Origin of the sequence: Desulfogranum marinum (genome assembly GCF_963675105.2) — a bacterium.
Classification (GTDB): Bacteria; Desulfobacterota; Desulfobulbia; order Desulfobulbales; family Desulfobulbaceae; genus Desulfogranum; species Desulfogranum marinum.
The window spans coordinates 167430-191870 of sequence record NZ_CAXXRO010000001.1; the positions used below are offsets into that span (position 1 = coordinate 167430).

Here is a 24441-nt window from a genome sequence, read left to right on the forward strand (position 1 = left end):
GACATTATGAAAAAATATGCGGTGCTAGGTATTACCGCCCTCCTTGTTTCGGCCTTTGCGGTACAGCCCCAGGCGGAAGAGAGCCTTCAACCAAGCGACTATAGTCAGGCTATTACAGCAACTGAAGAAAGCGACCAAGATTATCAAAAACTGAAAACAAAAATGCTCACCCGCTATGACTCTCTGGTTGAGCAAATAAAGCAGTCTGAAGCAAACTTCACCAGCCTTTTTAGCGATAACCAGGCTACCGATACCCTGCCAGAAAGTTTTACTCCGTGGTGGCAAGACGAAGTAAGTACTCAACTCAATCCCAATACTTCATCCATGGGCACCGACGTGACCTCCTTGTTCACCATGGCAATGAATACCAGCTCCCAGATACAAGTTTTCAGTGATCTTCCCCTGATACGTGAAACAACCATTCAGGAAGCAGAAGGACCCTTTGACTGGCGAGTGTTTGCAGAAGGGAGTTTAAGTGATCTGGATGAACCGGTGGGGGACGATCTGAAAACCGGAGGGCCCCTTCGCTATGAGGAAAACAATGCTGACCTTGCATACGGTATCCGCAAAAAATTTGTGACCGGTACCGAAGTAGAGCTCAAGCAAAACATCGGCGGCCTCGACACCAACTCTGTCTATTTCAACCCCGAAGATCAGGCTCGGACCGGCACCTACCTCACAATCAGACAACCCCTGCTCAAACGCTTTGGTATATCTTACAACAACTCTGCAATTAACCTGGCCCACATTGATCACGCCATTGCTGCAGATGAATTCCAACGAAACATAGAAAGTCATCTCCTGGAGGTGAGCCGTGCCTACTGGGGTCTCTATTTAGAGCGATCCCTTTTGGTACAGCGCACTCACCTGGCCAAACGATCACAGGCTATCTTAGACAAAATGGAGAGCCGTGCCAACGTGGATGTACAGCCCAGTCTGCTTGCCAGGGCCCGTTCCTTAGTCAGTGCCCATAACCTGGCAGCCATGCAGGCCGAATACGCCGTACGAAATGCCCAGTCACGTATTAACGCTCTGGTTAACAACCCTGCTCTGCTCAGCAACGGTAGCCTCGAACTGGTTACGGCACAGCAACCTTCCAGTAGCCTGCTTAATCTTTCTTTTGACAGCGTCATTGACGCCACGCTCAACAACCGCCCAGAGGTTGGTCAGGCGATGAAGCACATCCAGTCAGCTGCAATTCGTCTCGATAATTCTGATAATGAACTGCTTCCGGACCTGGATTTATTTTTCCAGACCTATGTCAAAGGCTTGGAAGGCGATTATGCATACGGTACAGCCTACTCCAACCAGTTTGACGAAGGTGGCCCAAGTTATGTGGCTGGTCTCAGGTTCGAGTACCCGCTGGGCAATAATGGTGCAGAAGCGAGAAATCTGCGCAAAAAAATTGAACTACGGCAACACGTCCATCAACTGGATACCACTGTTCAAAACGTACTGCTCGAAGCACAGGTCAGTTTCCGTGAACTGAGTAAAAACTACCGTTCTATGGTACAGAGCTACCAGATTATGCATTCAGACGAAGAAGAAATAAAAGAGCTCATGGCCCAAATAGATCTCATGCTGGCTAAAAGCCAACCTTACGGGGATATGCTGTATCGGCTTATGGATTCCAGTGAACGACTCACCAAATCAGAAGAGTTGTATGCAAAAAGTGAATTGGCATATAACTATGCCACCTACAACCTTTATCGGGCAATGGGAGTGCTTGTCAGTAAAAACAATATTGAAACCATCCAGGAACAAGACAGCGACGAATTACCGGCCATCAAGCTGGAAGAAAAATCTATGGTGGTTAATCCTTGATCACAGTGCTGTGGCGCCTGAACGCCTACTCGCATCATAGAGAAACGCTACCAGAAGCGAGAAAGAGCAAGACCAGTAGCACTCTAGGCAAACGCTTTTTTTTGGTGTTCTTCTTGTTGCTTCTTGTAACTCCTGGCTATAGTATTGCAGCTCAATTCGAGACCTTTCTTGAGCCCAACAAGATCATAGACCTTTCTTCCAGTTTTCGTGATCGACTCAACAAACTGCTTGTGGATGAAGGCGAAACAGTGCAGGCGGGCCAAATACTAGCAGAACTCAACACCAATGTTCTCAAAGCCCAACTTGCTAGAGCTCAGCAGGCGAGCAGTTTTCATGCCGAAGTTGATGGTGCTGCAAACATGGTTAAAATGCGAAAAAACCGACTTGCTCTTTTGGAAGAACTGGAAAAAAGTGGGAATACACGACCTCAAGAACTCACCATGGCCAGAACAGAACTGGCCATGGCTGTTGCTGAGCTACAAGGGGCAAGGGAGGCAAGACAACTGCGCAAGCTGGAAGCAAAAATTGTCGAGACCCAGTTAGCAGAAAAAATAATGACCAGTCCTGTGGACGGGGTTGTCCTTAAAATCTACAAACAAGAAGCGGAGTTAGTTGGCGGTGGAGATTCCCAACCGCTTATGACCCTCGTGCAACTTGATCCCTTACTGGCAGTCTTTCACCTGCCACCTGCAATGGCTTTACAGGTAAAAAAAGGACAAGAGCTTTCCATCCAGGTTAATCAGCAGAACATACCAGCAACCGTTGTCCTCATTGCACCCATAATCAATGCACAGAGTGGTACAGTTGAAATGCAGTTAAAAATTCCCAACCCTGAGAGCACACTCATTGCCGGAAGCCTTTGTACTCTTACCCTTCCACAAGCCGACCTACAAGATATCACCCAGCAGGCTGTGCCAAGGTAACCCAAGCCACAAACACTAAAATTAGTTACTACCTGCTGGCAACAGGGTAACTTGAAATTAAAATCCTTTTTTTCTCGACTCTCCCAATACTGAAAAGCATTCCTACCAAGGAGGCACCATGCCTGACAATAAAAAGCAACAAACACAGCAAGTTAAAGTCCGCTACAATGAAACGACAGCCCAGTTTGCATCTCAATTTATAGTCAACACCACCAATGAAGAGATCATCATCAACTTCTCTTCCGGCCCGCTGAATGATCCCAACAGCGGTGAAACGCTCCTCCCCATCCATACCAGGCTTGCCATGACCAAAGCGGGAGCACATCGATTGCATGCAGTGCTTAGCTCGGTTCTTAAACAAGAGACAGAGAAGACCATTCCGGATGCCGCCCAGGCACAACTCCCTAAGATCCAATAATAAGCCATCGATTGTCAAGCGTGAATCCATCAATAGCTCCGAGGCAAGAGGAAACAGAGCCCAACCAACAGTTGGACACCAACCGCCTTGCCTATCACCTTGCAGCACTGACAAACAAGCAACACCAATTTCAGCATACCTTCCTCGCATTTTGTATCAACTTTGTGAACGCTGCTGGAGGTGTATTGTCTGTTACCCAAGGTGCAGGCATAGAGGTTACAGAAGAATTACTCTCGCGTCAGGCTCTTGCCTGGTCACCCTCTTTGCGGGAAGAAATAGAGCAGGATGCGCGTAAGGCGATGCACATCCAAAGGGTTGTGTATCAGCCGTTAAAAAACAATGAGAAAGTGTGGATCATTTCCGCTCCCTACCCGCAGAGTTCTCGCCAATCAGGCTGTCTGTCCTTACTAGTTTTGCTTGGCAGCGAACCCGTGGGCCCTTTTGTTTTGACCTCGCAGTTGCTGGCATCTCTGCTTGCTTTTCACGCACCCACACCCAACGCAGATGCCAACCATCATGCCCTGCTCGAGCTTATCCTGCTCACGAACAGTACTCTCACCAAAAAAGGACAGCAGGAAGCCCTCCTCTCCTTGAACACCCACCTCAAGAACTGGACAGGTTGCTCACAGGTCGCCATCGGCCTGGTTGGTAGTGGCACAAAAATCCAACTGCATTCGCTTTCAGACGTTACAACCATTGATCGTCGTACAGAACATGTACGGCTTATGGAAGAAGCTCTTGCGGAGTCGACTCTCCAGCAAACGCCGGTGAGTTGGCCACAACAGGTTGCAGGTTGTGCGAAAAGCAATGCCCCAGTTTTTGAGAAAATATCTCTTGCGACAGGAAACACAGCAGGGATAGCCATGCCTTTGCTGGATGAGCACAACACTGTAAACGGTTCCCTGATTTGTCTCTGGGAGGACCAGATAAAAGAGGCAGACAAGTTGTCTCTGCTTCCAAAAATAAGCCCGATTTTATCCCAGGCATTATTTTTTCACCGTAAAAATAGCTTATCAAGCGGAAAGACAACACCACAGAGCGGCAAAATACATTTTCTATCACACAGAGGACTTGTCATTGCACTTTCTCTTGTCGGGTTGCTTGCGATCCTGTTTTTCCCACTGCCCTACTACCTGAAAGCTGAGGGTGTTGCCCAGCCAGTAACCACCCGATACGTGGTTGCCAGATTTGAAGGTATCCTGAAAACAGTATCTGTTAAACCAGGGAATGCTGTCACCAAAAACGCAACACTTGCCACACTGGACGGAAAAGAGATTGAGATACAACTTGCCAACCTGGCAGCGGAAAAAAACAAGGCAAAAAAAATGCGGGAACAATACATGGCTGTCGGCAACACAGCTGCAGTGCAAATAGCCCGCCTTGACGAACAACGCTATCAAGAACATCTAAATCTGCTGCACGAAAAACAACGGCATCTGCAATTGACCAGTCCAGTCACCGGTATTGTCCTTAGCGGCGACCTGGAACGAAGTAAGGGGAGTCCTGTCAGCAAAGGACAGACTTTATTTGCAGTCGCTCCTCTGGAACAGATAAACATTGAGCTGGCAGTCCAGGAAGATGATATAGCCTCTCTGAAAAAAGGCATGGGTGTTTCGATTCGATTTGCCGCCTACCCAGATAAAAAATGGAGAGGCAAGGTGGAACATATCGTTCCGCAATCACAGATCCGCGATAATAAAAATATCTTTATCGCAGATTTCACACTCAAGAATAACCAGGAGCAATTACGCCCTGGGATGCGAGGTACAGCCCGCCTCAAGGTTGGCAATAAATCTCTGGCCTGGCAGCTTTTTCGACGCCCCTGGTATACCCTGCTCCGGATGTTTGATCGATTTATTGGATAATAATGGATACGCCTGCACCCCTTCCGCGTCTACGCACGGATCTTACATTTGTTCCGGTTACGGAGAACGGCCAATCTCTTTACATCATCGAAGATCCGGTACAGAACACCTATTACCGCATAGGCGAAGAAGAATATCTTTTTATCTCCAATCTTAACCGTTTTTCTTCTCTTGAGCCACTCCTCGAGCATATCACCCCTCTATCAGCATCGCCTCTGGATAAAGAACAGGCACAGACCATTTTACAGTGGCTGACAGGACGCCAGTTACTCCAACAAAAGGATGCCACAATTCTTGCTGCGGATATGGAACAAAAACAAAACTTCCAAAAACGCACCAATCTCAACCGGCTCAATCTGATCTCCATCAAAATCCCCTGTTTTAATCCAGACCGACTGCTACGACATTGCAAACCGCTTTTTTGGCTAACAGGAAAAATATTTTTCACTCTCTGGATCTGCGCAGGGGTAATGGCAGCGTGGGTGCTGTTCACAAGATGGTCCGAGTTTAGTGCTCAAACCCAGGGCATACTAGGGATGGACAATCTCTTATGGGTCTGGTGCATCTGGTTCGGCCTCAAAATTATTCATGAGTTTTTCCATTCCCTTGTCTGTTATCGATATGGAGGCAGGGTGTATGAAGCAGGCATACTATTCATTTTATTTATTCCACTCACCTACGTCAATGCAACTTCATCCTGGAAATTTGCTTCAAAGTGGCAGCGAATCCACGTAGCTGTGGCTGGGATGTTTATTGAAATAGGCATAGCATTTACTGCTGTGCTTGTCTGGGCCGGCACCCCCGATTCCACCACCGGGATGATTGCTCACAATACTGTCATTATAGCAGGAATAAGCTCGCTGTTGTTTAATGCAAACCCACTCATGCGTTTTGACGGGTATTATATTTTATCAGATCTCCTTTCTATCCCCAACCTTTACCAGAGGGGAATGCACAGTGCGAATAGTCGCCTGAAAAAATTTTTCCTTGGAATCAGTTCCCCTATTAAAGAGCCCCTCTTTGTAAAAGGGTACGGCATTGCCGTGTTTATCTGGCGAGTGCTCGTTCTTTTTTCTCTGGGATATCTGGCTAGTCAACTGGCCGGTGGATTAGGCATATTTATTACTTTGGGAGCACTGGTAGCCTGGGTGGGGATGCCATTGTTCTTCTTTATCAAACGCTGGCCAAACTATCGGGAACAAAACCAGCACATTGGCTTGCATTTGCTGCGGCGCTCCACCTTCTGCCTTCTGGTGGCTGTGGCGGCACTGTATCTTATTGGCTGGAAAAAACACATCGAAGCGCCTGGGATCATTGAATACAGGGAGCAATACAGTGTTAAGGCCGTAAGCCCAGGATTTATAACCGCCATCAGAATAAAGGATGGTGAGAAGGTGAAAAAAGGGCAATTATTGCTTCGCCAAGAAAACAAAGAATTGGAACATATGCACGCCCAATCACGTTTTTTGCTCAAACAGCTAGAGCTCAAAATGCGTCTGGCGCACAGTACAGGAAAAATTGCGGAGCTGCAGAGCCTGAAAGAAAAATACCAGTCCCAACAGGAAGTATTTCAAAAAAACGATGATGACCTTAGAGCTCTTTCGGTACATGCACCTGGGGAAGGTATGGTGATCAGCAGGCAACTCAAAGATAAAATAGGTATGTTCATCCCCAAAGGAGAGGAACTGTTGTGGATCGTGACCCCGCAGCAAAAACAACTCTCAGCCTTGGCTTCGCAAGATGATATTGATATTTTCCGTTCCCTGGTCGGCAAAAAAGTCACTATAAATATGCGGGCAGCGGGTATCGGCGTTTTCAAAGCTACCTTGACCCAGGTTGACCCAACCGGCACGACCAGACTTGCCTACCCGGCACTGGGGGCAATGCATGGCGGCCCACTTGATGTCCGTCAGTCCGTTGGAAAAAGTAAAAAGGACCAGTTTGATTACGGGTATAGTTATGAATTGTTCACCCCTCGCTTCACCTTGGGGGTTGCACTTCCACCTGATATAAAACAAAAAGTTATGGCTGGTCAACAAGCTATACTCTCTGTTCAAGGTAACAGGATCAGCCTCGCTGAACGCCTCCTGCAGTGGGCGAGCAACTGGCAAAAAGCAAAAGATAAACTCATGTAATCTCATGCTCAAAAATCATACGTTTACGTTTTCTCCCATCCTGTTTTTTCATTGACTGACTATGCGCAAAACCTGCCTCTTTATTCTCTTTTGCTCGTTGCTTTTTCTCTTGATTATACTGTTTCGAATTCCTCTGTTGGAATGGAGTGTGTCGAAGTATCTCTCGCTTAAAAATTTCCACAACATTTCCCTGAAACTGCAGTCTTTCTCCTTCGACCGTCTTCACATCGAAGCCTTCTCTGCCGATTTTAACCATAACCAGCAACAATATACAGTATCGTCATCACAGATATTGCTGCAATATTCCCTTGCTGGTTTATCTGCTCACAGAGTGGATCAGCTTTCTATACAACGCGCGGCGATCACCCTCCCATCCGCTTCTTCTGCCCAGGCACAACAGCCGACCTTTGATCCATCTGCGATTAAAAACGGTATTAAGACCTTACTGGAAGTCACGATACCGATAAAAGAATTCACAATTAAACAACTTTTTTTCAATGGAACACATACTGCGCGCTTACTTTCCTCCCCCATTGCGCTACAGTTTAAGACAACTGACAAAAAACTCCGCTCAGACCTCCTCCTTCATCTTACCGATCAAGAGGACATTGCCGTTACTTTTCACAGAAGGCAGAATCAACCACTCAGTGCGATTGTCCGCCATACCAAAGAAAAACATACTACGCAGACACTGCAGCTTACGGCAGATGAAACAAAAATAGAAGCTCAAGCAACCTTCTCCATTGAAGACCTCTCCAAACATATCCTGGTTAAACAGCTACAAGGGCAAAGTGGCAAGGTAAAGGCGTCCTTTTCACTCCAGCTGGAAAAACCATTGTCACTCCAATTACAAATGCAGGCTAGTGGCCTGCAACATCCCAGGTATTCAGTCAGGGCACTCAATTTGGCCATGAAGTTAACGCTTGATGCCGATAAACGAATAACCATTAGCAACGCCTCCCGGCTACAGGCTGAAGGGCTAACAAACGGCAAGGTAAAAATAGAGCGCCTTGACCTCCCTGTCAGCAGCACCCTGATACCCGCCGATGGCGGAATAAACGTGTACTTTTCCTCACCTCAACCATGGCAGGTGAAGCAACTTGAAATTGGCGGAACAAATATACAAGATATACATATCCCACCTTTTAGAGAACTGCTTATAACCAAAGACACAACACGCCTCACCCCTCAACTTGCTCCGTTAACAATCCATGGGATGAGTGTTGCCGGATGGCATGTTCCGAAGTTGACTTTCACTCCAGGGGCAAAAGTACCGATCACCATGCAAACAGCCTCTGAAACAATAAAAGTCACCTCTCCCTCCTGGAAAACAACTGCTTTCACGATTGAAAAAGATAAGCTGCAACTTGCCTGTGAATCAATACATGCAGACCTGAAAAATACAGCCATAACTACCACTCTGGAGACTGATCTCTTTCTGAGAACATCTGCGCTTCTTTTGACATCAAGTAAGATGTCTCTACCGGTGAAAGAGATCACCGGAAAAATACTGGTCAAGAACCAACGTCTCAACGCTGCATTGCAGATGATGCCGAGTAAAAATACCGGAAAAATAAAAATAACGGTAAAACACGGCCTGAACTCCGGTAAAGGAATGGCCCGGATGACAACAGATGAGCCTATTCTTTTTTCGCCAACGCAAGGTATTGCCTCCCTTATTAAAGGCGTATCGCTTCCGCTCACCATGACTTCAGGCAAATTCAACACCGACGTGGAAGCCTCCTGGCAAAAAGCACGACCATTCATGGCAAAGGCATCGGTACAAGTCACAAACGGAGCCGGCCTCCTCAAAGAAATCCCATTTTCCGGCCTACATATCAACCTAGACCTGGACTTGGTGCCTGAATTACGATCTAACAAGCCCGGCAAGCTGGAGATAGCACAAATCAATCGTGCCATTCCTGTTACCAACCTCCAGGGAATATACAACATTTCACCTTCGGGTAAAGGTAAGCTTCCCAGCTTTGATATCCAACAGCTAAGTGCCGACATCATGCAGGGTAATATTAAAACGGACCCTTTTATCTATCTGCCGGGTGCAGACAAACAGGCGGTTACCATTCGGGCTGAGGATATCGATCTGGGCCAGATTGTCGGTGTTTTAAAAGTGAAAGGATTACAGGTTGATGGAAAACTAAATGGTTATCTTCCGCTGACTATTGACCGCAAAAGAGTGAGCCTTGATAACGGGGAAGTGTATGGAAGCAAACACGGCGGCACCATTAGATTTCGCCCGCAGGGGCTACCGACACAGCATTCCCAGCTCACAGCCTACGCACTCAAGGCATTAGAGGAATTTCATTTTACCGTACTCAGGGCACCGGTCAGGTACCAGGCAGACGGCACTCTCCTAATTGATATTCAACTGCAAGGAGTAAGTCCACCCCTCTCGACCACCAGGCCGGTACATCTCAATATTCATACCGAACAAAATCTGCTTTCGCTTCTCAAGAGCCTTCGCTATAATGACGCCTTAACCAAAGACTTGGACAAACACCTGCAGAAACAATATTAAATTTCTGAAATAACCTTGTTCTAAAGGAACCCAACATGTTGAAATTGTTGATCAGCACCATGACTCTGACAGCCTTTCTGATCGGATGTACCCCTACAGTCCAGGTTGCTCCCCCGGAAAAACCTATTACCATTAACCTTAATGTTAAAATTGAACATGCAATTCAAGTTAAAGTAGAAAAAGCACTTGATGATGTCATCAGTAAAGACAGCGGATTATTCTAAGAGGAGGAAAATCCCGTGAAAAAGTTCGTAGCAGTCATTTTTATTACAGTCTTTGTTGCATTGAGCAGTGCTCTCGCCCTGGATCTGCAATCCGCCAAATCCCAAGGACTGGTAGGCGAAACCCCCAGTGGTTACCTGGCACCTGTTGAGGGCGGTAATGCGGAAGCGGTAAAACTGGTGCAATCAATCAATGCCCAGCGTAAAGCACATTATCAGGGTATTGCCAACCGAAACAAAACATCCCTGCAGAGCGTTGAGCTGCTTGCCGGCAAAAAGGCCATTGAGAAATCGCCTGCTGGTCATTTTGTACAGATTAACGGTCAGTGGAAAAAGAAATAATGCTATAGCGGGAAGGAGCTTTTGCCGGACACCTATCCCAATAATGGGGCTACATTTTGCCGTGGCGGATAATGGACAGCAATAACCAGAACCCCATTACTCCGGCCACGACAAAACCGACCAGGCCGATGATGGGAATACCATGCCAACGGGGTGGTATATCAGAGAGAACAATAAGAGAACTACCGATTACAAGGGCGGCAAGAACGATGGCAAAGGACACCCGGTTGGAAACCCGGTCAAGCGCAACCCCAAGAGATTGCACGCCCCGATGTTCGAACTCCATCTTTATCTTGCCGCTTCGCAATTGGCGCGAAATGGCCAGCACCTCTTCCGGCATTTCCTTAAAAAGTTGAAGATAAGAAGCGGCCGTATGACTCATTTCGTTCATGATCCGGTCAGGCTGCATGCGACCATACTGGATCTTACGCATAAACGGCTTGGCCAGGTTGATGAGTTGTAAATGTGGGTCAAGCACCAGCCCGACCCCTTCCACCGTGGCCAAGGCCTTCATCATCAAATAGAGCCCTGGTTTAATAGACAGTTTGTGCCGTGAAACCAGGTTCAAAATATCCTGCAAAATTTTTCCCGCCTCCAATTCCCCTAGCGGTCGATAAAGATACATATCCATCATATCGCCAAGATCACCAGCAAGAAGCGCTTGATCTATTTCACCATGTTGCAAGGTAACATTCAAAAGCCCACGGGTTGCCTTACGCTCATCACCGGCAACGAGGCTCAATACAAGATCGGTAAAATCTTCCCTATCTTTAATGGACAGGCGTCCCATCTGACCAAAATCTATGAAACAGACAACGTTACCTGGAAGGATAAAAATATTTCCGGGATGCGGGTCGGCATGAAAAAAACCATGGACAAAAATCTGCTCCATAACCAGAACTGCTCCACGCTCGGCAAGCAGAGGCAGATCAGCACCATTGGCGGTCAATTTTCCAACATCAGAGCACTTGATCCCATCAATATATTCCATGACCAATAACCGCTCGCTACTTAACTGAGGATAGACAAGGGGAATATGGACGGTATCGTTATGCTCAAACTGAAGCCTGAAACGCTGAATATTGGTTAACTCTATGGAAAAATCGATCTCCCGACTCAAGCTTCGTGCAAACTCATGGACAATGGACGATGGGCGATGCCCCTGTACCTCTTCCAGATACTGTTCCATCAATTCCGCTATATGAGCCAATATCTCCAGATCAACGGCTATAATGTTCTCAATTTGCGGCCGTTGGACTTTGACCACCACCTCCTCACCACCGTGAAGTACGGCACGGTGCACCTGCCCGATGGATGCCGCTGCAAGAGGCGTGGAATCAAAATACCGATAGACCTGCTCCGGTGACTTCCCCATCTCTTCTGCAAAAATAGTGCATACTTCTTCATAGGAAAAAGGCGGGATCTTATCTTGGAGTTTTGCCAGTTCGTCCAGGTAATCAGCAGGGATAAAATCGGGCCTGGTAGAGAGGAGCTGCCCTAGTTTTATAAAGGTAGGCCCCAGTTCTTCAAAAACAAGGCGAAGCCTTTCAGGACGTGAAAGCCTGGCGATCTGTTCGCGGGGCTTTCGATTAATCATGCGTAAACCGGATTCAAGATACTGATCGATATGCAGTCTATCAACCAAATCATCAAAGCCGTACTTGAATAAAACCCGCAGGATGCGGTGATAACGGTTCAGATGCCTGTAGGTACGGCCAATGGCACCAAGTTTACGAATGCTGAACATTCTCAGTCGACCTATTCGCTCTTTTCTTGTGTATTTAATGCCACCTGAAGCTCTTCAATCTGTCTTCGAAGTTCATTGACCTCATCGATCGTTGCCAGATTGAGCTGTTTCACTTTTTCCTCCACCCGCCTGTTTATCCAAAGATTGAGCTGTTCTTTAGCTTTCTCTGATTTGCTCATCAATTCATCGACAAATTGTTTTCCCTCCTCTTGAGACATTTTACCTTTTTCAATGAATTCCGCTTGGAGCTCTTCAATTTTTTCCTTGGTCAAAAAGGCAGCACCCAGTCCGGCATACACAATATTTTTCATCATTTCTTTCATAACGTCCTCCACCTTTACAGGTTATAAGTTATAGTAACTCGCAAATGAATTGAGCCTTAACCAAGCAGTTAACATTTTAACAAATCATAACTCTTGGTTTCAGTGGGGCACCAATTCATCGGCTATAGACTATAAACAGCTTCCTTCACTAATTCATTTTTATAACTTTGCAGCGAATAAAAAATAACCTTGCCATACTCTCGATCTCTACCTACTCAACATCGCCCCACACACTCACAAAATATTGGAATTATTCACTTTTTATCAATATCTCTATGATACACCTCAAGTACAAAACCGCACCGGCCCAAAAAACGACGAAGGTGCTCAGTTACGGCGACACTACGGTGCCTGCCTCCTGTACACCCTATGGCCACGGTTAATTGCTCTCTTTCCTTTTTCTGATGTTCTTCCAGTAAAAACTGGAGGAAAGGTTCCAGCCTGGCCAAAAAAATATGGCCTTTCTCATTATTCAGGACATGCAGCGCTACTTCCGGATCGCAGCCGTTCCCTGCCTTTAATTCCGGCACCCAGTATGGGTTGGGGAGAAAACGAACATCCAGGACCACATCAGCCTCAGGATACCCATGTTTATACCCGAATGAGTGCAGAACAATATCCACTAGCCACCTCCATAAGCCTGAAAAATAAACATTTCTTTGTTGTAATAGTATTATACACGCCCAATGCTAAAGCAACAGAAATAAAGAGATTATTCCAGCACCGAAATACTTTACCATTCCAGCGCAAAGCACAAAAAAAGGGAACAGTCAAACTGTCCCCCTTTGATCCATTTTACGACTGGCTCCCCATTTAGGTGGAGGAGCAAAGCATCCGAATCGATTCAGCCTTTTCAGTAATCCCGCGATTGAGCATTTCTCGATTATAGGCGGCAATCACCTCCTGACGTTTAAGCATTCCCAACACCCATGGTTCTTCCAGTCGTTCCACTACTGGAATTTCGTCAATGCCTTTCACATCAAAAAGCTGCATTGCATCGTATAAATTATCATCAGGAGTAAGCATGATTACATCTCGGGTACAAATAGCACCGACCAGGTAACAAACCCGCTGTTCTGCATCATGGAGGATGTTTTTCACATCCTGCATGGACACAACTCCCACCATCAGTCCCTTGTGGTTCACCACCGGGAAATAAAAACTGTTTTGGGCAAAGCGAAACAATTGAAGCAAATGATTAATATTTGCATTTTCACTAATAAAATCGACGTCTTCTGTGATTGCCTTTCCCACCCGGATTGACTTCATGATTGCCACTTCCCTGCCTTCATGAATATCAATTCCCTGACGAGTAAAATCGACCGTATCAATGGAATCATGGTAAAAACGGCTGGCTATCATGGTCCCTAAAACAGCGGTAAGCATAACAGGAACAATGACCATATTATTGCCGGTCATTTCAAAGAGGAGAAAAATGGCTGTCAAAGGCGCATGGGTGGAAGCCGCCAGAAAGGCTCCGATACCGACGGTTGCATACGCCCCCGAAGATGCAGTGTATTCTGGAAAAAAGTAATGCACAACACCGCCAAAAGCACCACCTATGACGGCACCGATAAAGAGTGCCGGCGCAAAAACGCCCCCTGCTCCGCCGGACCCAAGGGTGATGGCAGTGGCAATGGATTTCAGGAAAACAAGGGCCAGCATTATCCATACGATACCGTGACCGGCGAGGGTCGATTCAATATATTCATACCCGTCCCCCATAACCTGGGGAAAAAAGATCCCGATACAGCCAATCATAAAGGCGCCGATGATAGGCTTGACTTGGGGATGGATCGGGGTCGCCTGGAATTTGTCACGAACGTAATAAAAAAATCGGATATGCACCACAGCAAGGACTCCAACAACTACAGCCATAAGCGCGTAAAGGGGAATCTCAACAAAATAGTTAACTATCTCAAAATCAGGAATAGGAAAGGCAGGAATTTCGCCGTAATAGGCACGCGAAACAACAGTTGCAAGGGCAGAGGCAATGACCAGGGCCGCAAACGAGGAAATCTCGTACGTTCCAAGCAATACTATTTCTGCAGCAAAAAAAATACCTGCCAACGGCGCATTGAAAATGCCGGCAATACCACCGGCAGAACCGGCTGCAATAAAGACCTTCATTCTCTTGCCGGAAACCCTGAATCGTTGCCCTACCTGCGAACCAACAGCACCGCCTATTTGCGCAATAGGGCCTTCCACGCCAGCGGAATTTCCTGACCCAATGGTTAGCGCGGTGGCGGCAATCTTGATAAAAATATTACGTCCCCTGATAACGCCGTTTTCCAGATTCACTCTGCGCAGAAAAGCAGTTAATCCATATCCATTTACCTTTCCGGGAAAAGCAAGGGAGAGAGGGATCAGAGCGACAGCCCCGACCATTGGTAAAAGAGGCAGGAGGAGTTTTCGCCATCCGCCTTCATCAATGCGCAAAAGTTCATACCCACCAACAAAGACCACTTCATGTACCAAATCCACAGATTCACGAAAGGCTATAATTGCAAGACCCGCCATGACGCCGATGAATGCAGCGATGAAAATTACCCGTGTTTGTTCACCAGGCAGAAACAGTTTGAGCTTAGTCCGCATACATACTCCGACAGAATTCTATTATTCACTACTTTTTCTAATTTTCCAGCCTAAAGGATACGAGACAGGTGGAGTCTAAAAGGTTTACAGGGATACGCAGATAAACGCAAAACAACATGCCCATTAACGCACTTGTAAATCAAAGTTGGCAGATATAACAAAAAGCAGGGAGCTTTGAAACGCTTTTTTACGCTGTATTAAAGATATAGAGGCATTGTTATACGTTTAATGGAAACATACACTGATTTTCACCTGCTTTTATAAGCTACTATTTACATATCCGTGAACAATAACTATAGAGAGACCAGTAACCATTCAGCAGCAAATAATTATTTTTTCCACGAGACCTTATTTCATTGGAAATAGAATATGCCTAAGCAAAACAAAGAAAATCCTTCCCCCCAAAAAGTAGCCTTTCTTCGTCAACTGCCACTCCACGTAAAAGAAACCATAACAGGTGATGAAGCGCACCAGTTTATGTTTGAAGAAGAAATTCCGGAATCACTCTATGAAAAAATCAAAGATTACATAGAGGAAGAAAATCAATAAAACTTCCAGGGTTTGAGATCGTCTCGGCAAGCGCTTGAGAAGCATCATTCTTCAAGATAAAATGTTTCTCCATTCCCCGAGTAGTTAACGGCTTCTCGCCCCTCTTGCATTGCCGCTACAGGACCGAATATGCCCAAAATTCTTTAACATTGCATAATCACATTTTTTAGTATATCTTGTCGCTATTTTGTAGCCTTTCCTTTCTAAAAACTCGTCAGGACAAAGGATACATTACGCATTAAATCTTAGCTTAACTGACTGGAATAATTATTGCCCGACGGATAAGCAGAAACAGATCGTTGAATGAGGCGTCAATCATTTCACGTCGGTAGTCATATCCGCTTGGGCATTACAAGTATTTAGGTTCTCTGTTTGCTGTAAGGAGAATTTACTTTGTTAAAACCCTTTCCGGCTCTTTTGTCGGAAAACAGTAACCACCGTGTAAGGAGAATGAGCTATGTCGCGAAAAATGGTCAACATTGATGGCAACCAGGCATGTACGCATGTCGCATATGCTACCAGTGAAGTCATCACAATTTACCCCATCACCCCATCCTCTCCGATGGCGGCAGAAGCCGATGCCAAGGCTAATGCAAAACAGGAAAATATCTGGGGTTCTATCCCGGTTATTTCTCAGATGCAATCCGAGGGTGGAGTTGCCGGCGCGCTGCATGGTTCGCTGAACTCGGGCGCTCTCTGCACAACTTTTACCGCATCCCAGGGCCTGCTGCTGATGCTGCCCAACATGTATAAAATCGCTGGTGAGTTGATCCCTACGGTTTTCCATGTAACTGCCCGTGCCCTCACATATCAGGGCCTGTCCATCTTCGGTGATCACAGTGACGTAATGTCCGCTCGTCAGACCGGCTGGGCAATGCTCTGTGCCAACAATGTACTGGAAGCACAGGACATGGCACTCATCTCCACCCAGTCTACTCTGGCATCCCGCATTCCTTTCATCCATTTTTTTGATGGCTTCCGAACTTCCCACGAAGTTCAAAAGATTGAGCAGCTTTCCATGGATGATATCAGTGCAATGATCGACGAAGAAAAGATCGCTGATTTCCGTGAGCGGGCCCTCACCCCTGACCGCCCAACCATGGGTGGTACCGCCCAAAATCCGGATGTATACTTTACCGGACGTGAGACTGTAAACAAGTACTATGCCGCTGTTCCCGGTATCGTTCAAGCGACCATGGATAAATTCGCAGCACTGACCGGTCGTCAATACAACCTGTTTGACTACTACGGTGCACCTGATGCAACCGATGTTGTTGTCATCATGGGGTCCGGTGTTGAAGTTGCTCAGCAAACCATCGATTATATGGTTGCCCAAGGTGAAAGAGTAGGTGTTGTTATTGTTCGCCTGTTCCACCCATTTGACGCCAAGGCCATGGTTAACGCCCTGCCTTCAACCGTAGAACGCATCTCTGTTCTTGATCGCGTTAAAGAGCCTGGTGCTCTTGGCGATCCTCTTTACCTCAACGTTCGCACTGCAGTTGCTGAAGCTGCCGAAGCAAATCCAACCATGATACCACCAACCATTCTCGGTGGTCGTTACGGTCTTGGTTCTGCTGAATTCACTCCAGCAATGGTAAAAGCGGTATTTGACAACCAAACATCATTTGCACCCAAGAACAAATTCTGTGTTGGTCCTCACGACGATGTAACGTTTACCAGCCTTGACTACGACAAGTCATTTAACATTGAAGGTGACGACGTATACCGTGCAATGTTCTATGGTCTGGGTTCTGACGGTACGGTTGGTGCAAACAAAAACACCATCAAGATTATTGGTGATGAAACAGAGAACTCTACTCAGGGTTACTTTGTTTATGACTCCAAGAAGTCCGGTTCCATGACCGTTTCTCACCTCCGTTTTGGTGAAAACAAAATTGTTTCTCCTTACCTGATTAACAAGGCAAGTTTCATCGCCTGTCATAACTTTGCTTTCCTTGACAGCTACGACATGCTGGCAAACCTGGAAGACGGAGGCACCTTTCTACTGACTACCACCTTCTCCAAGGATGAGATCTGGGCACATCTCCCAGCTCTGGTACAAAAGCAGTTAATTGAAAAGAATGCCAAATTCTTCATCATTGATGCGGTTAAGCTTGGTCAGGCTATTGGTTTGGGTGCCCGCATCAACATGATCATGCAGACTGCCTTCTTCATGATCTCCGGCATCCTCACTAAAGATGATGCTGTTGCAGCAATCAAGAAAGCGATCAAGAAGACCTACGGTATCAAGGGTGATAAAATCGTTAACATGAACTACGCAGCTGTTGACGGTGCTATTGAAAATTGTGTTGAGATAACTCTACCAAACGAAATAACCGGTCATCAAATGCCTCCGACCGTACCTGAAGAAGCGCCTGATTTCGTTAAAAATATTACTGCAAAAATGCTGGAAGGTCATGGTGAGGATCTCAAAGTTTCGGAGATCCCTGATAACGGTCGCTGGCCTACCGCGACCACCCAGTGGGAAAAGCGTAACGTCGCAGTTAATGTTCCATCTTGGGATCCTGAAGCATGTATCCAATGTGGTCGCTGTTCACTGGTTTGTCCACATGGTTGTATCCGCCTGAAAATTGCCACACCTGAAGCGCTTGAAGCAGCTGGTGCTACGGCTGATTTCAAAACCGCTGATGCAGTGGGTAAAGACTACAAAGGTCAAAAATTTACCATTCAGATTTCCACAGCTGACTGCTATGGCTGTACGCTGTGTGTAAGCGTTTGTCCTGCACAGAAGAAAGACGCGGATGGCAACAAGACTGAAGAACACGCTCTGAAGATGATGGTCAATACCGAGGAAGTACTGGAGCGCGAAAGCAAGAACTGGAAGGCGTTCCTTAAGCTTCCAGAAGTTGATCGTTCCACCCTCAAAGAAGCCACCATCAAGGGAAGCCAACTCTTACGTCCTCTGTTTGAGTTCTCCGGTGCTTGTACAGGCTGTGGTGAAACACCATACGTCAAGCTCGTCACACAGCTGTTTGGTGATCGCATGTTTGTAGCCAATGCAACCGGTTGTTCCTCCATTTATGGTGGGAACCTGCCAACAACTCCATACTGTACCCGTGCTGACGGACGTGGACCGACATGGTCAAACTCACTGTTCGAAGATAATGCTGAGTATGGTCTTGGAATGCGTCAGGCCGTTAACAAGCTTGGCAATCAAGCAATTGAGCTTGTAGAAAAAGCTGTTGAAGCAGGACTGATCGACAAAGCAATGGCTGACGGTCTTCTTGATGCCACCCAAAGCAACCAGACAGAAATCGAAGCACAACGTGAGCGTGTTGCAGCATTGAAAGATGCTCTTGATGGTAGCAGCAATATTATCGCCAAGCGACTTCTTCCTGTGGCAGACTATCTGGTTAAAAAGTCTGTATGGATATTTGGTGGTGACGGTTGGGCATACGATATCGGATACGGCGGATTAGATCACGTCCTTGCTTCCGGTGAGAACGTGAACGTAATGGTCATGGATACCGAGGTATACTCCAACACTGGTGGTCAGATGTCCAAGTCCACCCCACGTGCTGCGGTTGCGCAATTTGCAGCCGGTGGTAAACGAGCTCCTAAAAAGAACATGGGTATGATCTTCTCTACCCTTGGCACTGTATACGTTGCACGTATCGCCATAGGTGGTAATCCTCAGCAGGCTGTCAAAGCCATTGCTGAAGCGGAAGCATACGATGGACCTTCCCTGATCATCGCTTACGCTCACTGCATTAACCATGGTATCAACATGGCTCATGGTCTTGAGCAGCAGAAGAAGGCTGTTGAGTGTGGTCACTGGTCACTGTACCGCTACAACCCTGATTTGGAAGCCGAAGGTAAGAATCCTCTCATCATTGATAGTAAAGAGCCAACTATCTCCTTTGCAGACTATGCATTAAACGAAAACCGCTACAGAATGCTGAAGCTCTCCAACCCGGATATGGCTGAAGATCTGATGAAGCTATCTCAGGCGGATACTGATAAGTCCTGGAAAATGCTTAAAGCTTGGGCTAAAGCGCTCGAAGCTGAGTAAGCCCCACCCTTGACATCAGGTAGTACCTTAACAGCCTTGCCGAGTAATCGGCAGGGCTGTTTTTCGTTGTTTCACTTTTTCCCTTGCTCTTTATTTCCCACCTAGTGTTATATACGCAGTCAAGAAAAAGCATCGTAGCTTGCAAACAACCCAAGAAGGAGACAGCAATGCAGTTATTTGCAAAAGATATCATGATTAAAAATTATGATACCATCCATATGGATGAGCCGGCAGAAAAGGCTATTCATAGAATTCTCACCGCTAAAGTCAGGCCCACCGGCCACAAGACAGTCAGTCTTATGGTTATTGATGATGCCCACAGACTGGTGGGAACGATAAGTATGTTCTATATTTTGTATCACCTGCGACCATCTTTTCTCAACTATGGCATTGATGGCGACACGCTTTCCTGGCAGGGTGAGCTTGATCAATTCATCAATTCAGTGAAGGAAAAGACTGTAAGTCAGATAATGAATGCTAATATATTGAGCATTCCACCTGATGAGCCACTCATGGCGATTGTGGACAGGATGGTTAAAGATAGAATCCGACGAATGCCGGTTGTGGATAATGGCAAGTTGGTTGGGGTTGTTTATCTTTCAGATATTTTTTATCACCTTTTTAATAGGTAACATGAATATCATTACATTTTGCACAGAGCGATACAACAATAAAGCCGGAACAAGGTGTTCCGGCTTTATTGTTCAGTGCCGCTCCGCAAAAAAGAAACTGGGGACGTACTGACAGTAACTTTTATCCCTTTTTTTCTTCACGTTCTCGCAACAGGCGATCCCGCTCAGCCTTCAATTCTTCGTACTCACGTTCAGCGTTTTGCAGGGAATTGTCCTGGCGCTGTTTAATCTCTTCTATCTTCGCTTGCAGCTTTTCTTGCTTGATGGGCATCTCGCCGGCACCAAAAAGAGTGTTTGCCAGATACTGAAACGAAAACAACATAAGTTCAATGTCGTCTTCCTTAATTTTTGCCAGTGTCTCTTCATCGACCACATAGGTATCAAGAAAGGAACTTTCAAACACAAACTTTCGAAAGGTATCAAGATCAGTTGATGCCATGAAAAACATTCTTTTGGCAGCATCACTTAAAGTCGCCTGCAAGCCAAAAGATTTACGCCGCATAACTAAACGCAGCCACTCTTTATTCATCTCATCCCGGACATCAACCCCCTGATCTGCACGCCACTCTCTAATTGTCCATTTTTTTGGTTCTTCATGACCTTTGCAGTGATCTTCTTTTACAAGAAAAAAGAACTTCTGTTCAGCTGCATCATTGGTTCCTCCTTCATGAAAATCTGCCATGCCAACAGGATAATATCGACAAGCAGTAGGACGATCTTCATACACGGTGCATCCTTCAGGGGTTACAAAAGGGCACGCCTTTTTTTCACCAACCAATTTTAATTGCACGCCAGGCATATCGGTTTTTTCCAAATAAGTTGGTTCTGTATATTGAGTAATCAGTTCATGCGAAGCAATATTCAGGCGCTTTTTTAATAAGAGGATGTCATAAGGGGTCAAAATAATTTTTATATTATGACAGCAAGCCGTAAAACAACTCACCCCTGGATGACATTCAAACTGGAGAGCGGAATCGAGAGTCAGCTTCTCGGGCAGGATGTTGGATGGATTTTTATCGGTGCTGGTAAAAATTTTTGCATCACTTAATTCTTGTTGCATCTTCTCAGACATGCTTTTCCTCTTTCAGAAACTTCCCGGACAGATTGCAACAATACAAATACAGGAGTTCCAAAATTTCATATTCCCTGTCACCGAGCATGATGCTCAACGACAAAAAACAAATTATTTATGTAAGATTATTTTCCCGGAACTTCATATATTACCATTTCCCTCCTCTGTGTCAAACCCTATTGATTGGTTTTTCTTTTTCTTCTCATCTCGCTCCAACTTCATCTATAAAATTTAGCTACACCTCAATCCCTCTTCAAAGGCAACGCCTTTTCATTAGTCCAGTAACGGGTAAAGAAAAATTTTAATCACCGTATGCAATTTTATGTTTTTTTTCCCTTAAAACTGTTACTAAAACGGGCTGAATGAATTGATACCGATCTTTCTAAAAAGATAGTCTTCCCAAGTATCCATTCAAAGTATCTTAACTTTTGAGTACCTGGTCAATGAGTTAGCTGACCGTACATAACGATCCTAATGAAATTATTTTTATCCCATACCATAGACTTCACCAAAGTTGACACCCTTGTTTATCATCTGCCTGACGGTCCTTCATTCTCTCTGGAAATGCAAAATATAGGGGATCTCGTCGACATTGAGATGGAATACGGCGATATTTGTGATACATCAGATATCGACGGAGTCGTTCACTTTTTCCCGCGAGGCAACGCCTGACTACACGAATCCTGCTAGCCAAACCTTCTCTTGCAGGCTAGCTCAACCCTCCCCATCTCTGCTTCAGCATGAACAAATGCGACCCTATAGATATCGGTTTTGACGGTCATGTACATACCTATCTTTGCAATCACGCCAAGGGTACCATGGAAGAATATGTGGTCGCAGCAATCAGCAGAGGCCTGCATACGCTCTGTTTTTTAGAACATCTGGAAGTTGGAATTACCTATCACCAGCGAAGCTGGCTGAACGAAGAAGACTTTGCTGTCTACTTCAGAGAAGGGACTCGTCTCAAAAAGGCGTATGAAGGTCAACTCACTATTTTACTAGGAGTTGAAGCAGGCTATAATCCGGAACAGCAAACCCCTTTTCTCAATCTGCTCAAAGCCTATCCATGGGACAGAATTGGCCTCTCACTTCATTTTTACAGAATAGGAAAAAAGCATTTCAACCTACTCAGTCGCCAACCAGACAGCCTCGCTCTGCTGATTGAACATGATCCGGCACTGATCATGGATGCTTATTTTGATTCTCTCTTGGAAGCAATCCTGATTATGGAGCGCTGTGATGTTGTCTGCCATCTGGATGCATGCCTACGACATGCCCAAGAGAGAAGGCTTTCTGAAAAAAACTATATCCAAATCAACACCATTTTGGATACTATGCAACAAAAACAAATCGCTCTGGAAATAAATACTTCAGGCTTCACATTGCGCAAAGCCCCATTCCCGGAAGCAACCATTTTAAACAGGGCAATGCAACGGGGGCTCCTGCTGGTAGCGGGATCAGATGCCCACGCCCCACAACAGGTTGGCCGCCATTTCGACCAGGTGAACGATTATCTGCAACTCGCCTCCAAGCTCTCGATGTAAAAGAGACAACCTGCAAGGTGGTACTATAACAACTCTCCTTTTTCGCTTTAAGGAAGATTGATAAATTTCCCCATCACCTTTCTCAGGCTCTCCACGTTAAACGGCTTCATCAATATGTCATTGACACCTGCATTGGTTGCGGCCTCATGATCCTGGATGTCACTCTGGGTGGTCACCATTACCACTGGTAAGTCATCGGCACTATACAGTTTTCGAATTTTTTCAGTGAGTTCAATTCCTGAAATATCGGGCATATTCAAATCGGTGAGGACAAATGCCGGTTGCTCTTTGGCCAGCCATTCCAAAGCTGTTTCCGGAAATTCAAACAATACCGGCTCACACCCCAGTTCATGCAAGGTTGCCTTGTAAATACTGAGAATCATCCTTGAATCATCTACGGCACACACCTTCAGCCGACGATTTTTTTCACCGCTCTCGCCTTCTATCCGATCAGCAAATGCTCCCCCAAGTCCTTTTTCGCGAAGCACAGTGGCGTAGTGATTTCTGATGTCAGGATGGGCATGGGGCAAATAAGTCAATGCCAGCTCTTGAAAAAACTCTTCATTGGCCAGACTTAAAAAGATGTTATCCACTTCGGCATTCACTATGATCTTCACTATATGCCTGGCTTCGCTTCCTCCGCTCCGGACAAGATTCTTAATGCCGGCCGAAAGAATTTCATTAAAATTTTTATCAATAGCCCTGGCAGCCGCAGTACAAACATGATCTTCAGTATCTGTTAGTCCAGCTGCCAGGGTATATGCTCCTTTACGAAGCGGAAGCAATGCCAGGGCTTCATAAGCTGCGAACCGTACATTGGCATCTTGGGGAACAGTGTTCAAAAGAGTTCGAATGGGCATAACCGCAGCCTCATCCCCTATCTCGCCCAACACATTTAAGGTATGAACCAAGAAGTCATTATCGGTGTCCTTTAAATTTTCAATGAGCGTCGGCACTGCCTTGGAACCAATCTGAGTAAGGGTATCCTTTGCATAGATGCGCATATGCGCGTAATGGGAGCGTAAAGTATCATTAAGTATTCTCAACGATACCTTATCTTGTACTTCAGCAAAAATAGTGAGAATAACCAGATCCAACTCATTATCAGTTCCCATCCTCTCGGCAAGCCGGTGCATGGCTGTTTGCGTTCCGACCTGCCCGAGAGCATAGATGGCGCTGTTGATAAGATTACGATCTGCAGAATACAAAAAATCAGTTAACGTATTAACCGACTCCGGATCACCAATCAGGCCAAGATTTTCAATAATCAATTGCATAACCTGAGTGTCATCGTTCTGACTAAGTAACTCCACCAGAACCGGAGCAGCTTGCTCAAGTTTGAGCTCCCCGGCGGTCTCAATCATAATCGTCTTATCTTTGACGGTGGTGTCACGAAGTGCCTGCAAGAGGACATCAGGATAGGCAATCAGATTAGAGATTAAAGTTTCCCTGATAACAGGGAGACTCACTGCCAGCTCCGGCTTATCAACCAACAAATTATTCAAAAGAGGAACGGTAAAGTCAACATCGGCCTTGAAGAGCTCGTAAAGCAGCCTGTTCTGCGACTTTCTATCGATATCTCCAATATGGGTCAGCACCAGACGAGCTTTCATTCTGTCGCCTGTTTTGATGTTAGCCTGAATCTCTTCAATCATATGGTCAGTGTTTAATTCTGCCATATT

19 protein-coding genes are annotated in these 24441 nt (G+C 45.9%); 13 read left to right on the top strand and 6 right to left on the bottom strand.

Translation table 11 applies throughout. The features are described 5' to 3' along the window. Positions 1–6 precede the first annotated feature (6 nt). The 8 genes from ACHZCY_RS00695 to ACHZCY_RS00730 all read left to right on the top strand — a co-directional run bounded on the left by ACHZCY_RS00695 (position 7) and on the right by ACHZCY_RS00730 (position 10264). A complete protein-coding gene (locus ACHZCY_RS00695) occupies positions 7–1824 on the top strand; it encodes a TolC family protein (protein WP_319547482.1) in 1818 nt (605 codons plus the stop codon). A gap of 5 nt (positions 1825–1829) precedes the next feature. Further along, positions 1830–2747 (top strand): efflux RND transporter periplasmic adaptor subunit, encoded by a 918-nt coding sequence (locus ACHZCY_RS00700; RefSeq protein ID WP_319547501.1) that lies wholly within the window; start codon positions 1830–1832, stop codon positions 2745–2747. A 118-nt stretch (positions 2748–2865) separates the two neighbouring features. After that, positions 2866–3165 carry a DUF3467 domain-containing protein gene (locus ACHZCY_RS00705; protein ID WP_319547483.1) on the top strand — a complete coding sequence of 100 codons (300 nt, stop codon included), beginning with the start codon at positions 2866–2868 and terminating at the stop codon, positions 3163–3165. 20 nt (positions 3166–3185) lie between these two features. Continuing rightward, entirely contained in the window at positions 3186–5030 is a 1845-nt protein-coding gene (locus ACHZCY_RS00710) for an efflux RND transporter periplasmic adaptor subunit (RefSeq protein WP_319547484.1), read from the top strand. A gap of 2 nt (positions 5031–5032) precedes the next feature. Beyond that, on the top strand, positions 5033–7165 hold the full coding sequence (locus ACHZCY_RS00715) for an efflux RND transporter periplasmic adaptor subunit (RefSeq protein ID WP_319547485.1): 2133 nt from the start codon (positions 5033–5035) through the stop codon (positions 7163–7165). 148 nt (positions 7166–7313) lie between these two features. Beyond that, complete coding sequence (locus ACHZCY_RS00720; RefSeq protein ID WP_319547486.1) at positions 7314–9701, top strand: intermembrane phospholipid transport protein YdbH family protein; 2388 nt, start codon at positions 7314–7316, stop codon at positions 9699–9701. A gap of 35 nt (positions 9702–9736) precedes the next feature. Then, the gene (locus ACHZCY_RS00725; protein WP_205220629.1) at positions 9737–9925 is read left to right on the top strand and encodes a YnbE family lipoprotein; all 189 of its coding nucleotides are present in this window, start codon (positions 9737–9739) and stop codon (positions 9923–9925) included. A gap of 15 nt (positions 9926–9940) precedes the next feature. Next, positions 9941–10264: a YdbL family probable chaperone protein gene (locus tag ACHZCY_RS00730; protein ID WP_319547487.1), complete on the top strand. Its 324-nt coding sequence runs from the start codon at positions 9941–9943 to the stop codon at positions 10262–10264. 49 nt (positions 10265–10313) lie between these two features. On the opposite strand, the gene ACHZCY_RS00735 is transcribed toward ACHZCY_RS00730, so the two are convergent. The 4 genes from ACHZCY_RS00735 to ACHZCY_RS00750 all read right to left on the bottom strand — a co-directional run bounded on the left by ACHZCY_RS00735 (position 10314) and on the right by ACHZCY_RS00750 (position 14929). Beyond that, positions 10314–12011 carry an ABC1 kinase family protein gene (locus ACHZCY_RS00735; RefSeq protein ID WP_319547488.1) on the bottom strand — a complete coding sequence of 566 codons (1698 nt, stop codon included), beginning with the start codon at positions 12009–12011 and terminating at the stop codon, positions 10314–10316. Between the two features lie 11 nt (positions 12012–12022). Then, positions 12023–12334 carry a phasin family protein gene (locus ACHZCY_RS00740; RefSeq protein ID WP_319547489.1) on the bottom strand — a complete coding sequence of 104 codons (312 nt, stop codon included), beginning with the start codon at positions 12332–12334 and terminating at the stop codon, positions 12023–12025. Between the two features lie 254 nt (positions 12335–12588). Beyond that, the gene (locus ACHZCY_RS00745; RefSeq protein ID WP_205220632.1) at positions 12589–12957 is read right to left on the bottom strand and encodes a RapZ C-terminal domain-containing protein; all 369 of its coding nucleotides are present in this window, start codon (positions 12955–12957) and stop codon (positions 12589–12591) included. Between the two features lie 190 nt (positions 12958–13147). After that, a complete protein-coding gene (locus tag ACHZCY_RS00750) occupies positions 13148–14929 on the bottom strand; it encodes a chloride channel protein (RefSeq protein ID WP_319547490.1) in 1782 nt (593 codons plus the stop codon). Between the two features lie 369 nt (positions 14930–15298). On the opposite strand from ACHZCY_RS00750, the gene ACHZCY_RS00755 reads away from it, so the two are divergent. The 3 genes from ACHZCY_RS00755 to ACHZCY_RS00765 all read left to right on the top strand — a co-directional run bounded on the left by ACHZCY_RS00755 (position 15299) and on the right by ACHZCY_RS00765 (position 20143). After that, entirely contained in the window at positions 15299–15478 is a 180-nt protein-coding gene (locus ACHZCY_RS00755) for a hypothetical protein (protein ID WP_319547491.1), read from the top strand. Positions 15479–15935: 457 nt separating this feature from the next. Next, on the top strand, positions 15936–19511 hold the full coding sequence (gene nifJ, locus ACHZCY_RS00760; RefSeq protein WP_319547492.1) for a pyruvate:ferredoxin (flavodoxin) oxidoreductase: 3576 nt from the start codon (positions 15936–15938) through the stop codon (positions 19509–19511). 167 nt (positions 19512–19678) lie between these two features. Continuing rightward, the gene (locus ACHZCY_RS00765; RefSeq protein ID WP_205220636.1) at positions 19679–20143 is read left to right on the top strand and encodes a CBS domain-containing protein; all 465 of its coding nucleotides are present in this window, start codon (positions 19679–19681) and stop codon (positions 20141–20143) included. Between the two features lie 121 nt (positions 20144–20264). Here the strand turns inward: ACHZCY_RS00765 and ACHZCY_RS00770 are convergent, their stop codons facing one another. Then, positions 20265–21215: a YkgJ family cysteine cluster protein gene (locus ACHZCY_RS00770; RefSeq protein WP_319547493.1), complete on the bottom strand. Its 951-nt coding sequence runs from the start codon at positions 21213–21215 to the stop codon at positions 20265–20267. Positions 21216–21689: 474 nt separating this feature from the next. Between ACHZCY_RS00770 and ACHZCY_RS00775 the strand changes: the two genes are divergently transcribed. Beyond that, positions 21690–21887 (top strand): hypothetical protein, encoded by a 198-nt coding sequence (locus tag ACHZCY_RS00775; protein WP_205220637.1) that lies wholly within the window; start codon positions 21690–21692, stop codon positions 21885–21887. Between the two features lie 68 nt (positions 21888–21955). Beyond that, the gene (locus ACHZCY_RS00780) at positions 21956–22759 is read left to right on the top strand and encodes a histidinol-phosphatase (RefSeq protein ID WP_319547494.1); all 804 of its coding nucleotides are present in this window, start codon (positions 21956–21958) and stop codon (positions 22757–22759) included. A gap of 47 nt (positions 22760–22806) precedes the next feature. On the opposite strand, the gene ACHZCY_RS00785 is transcribed toward ACHZCY_RS00780, so the two are convergent. Further along, positions 22807–24438 (bottom strand): HEAT repeat domain-containing protein, encoded by a 1632-nt coding sequence (locus ACHZCY_RS00785; RefSeq protein WP_319547495.1) that lies wholly within the window; start codon positions 24436–24438, stop codon positions 22807–22809. Positions 24439–24441 lie beyond the last annotated feature (3 nt).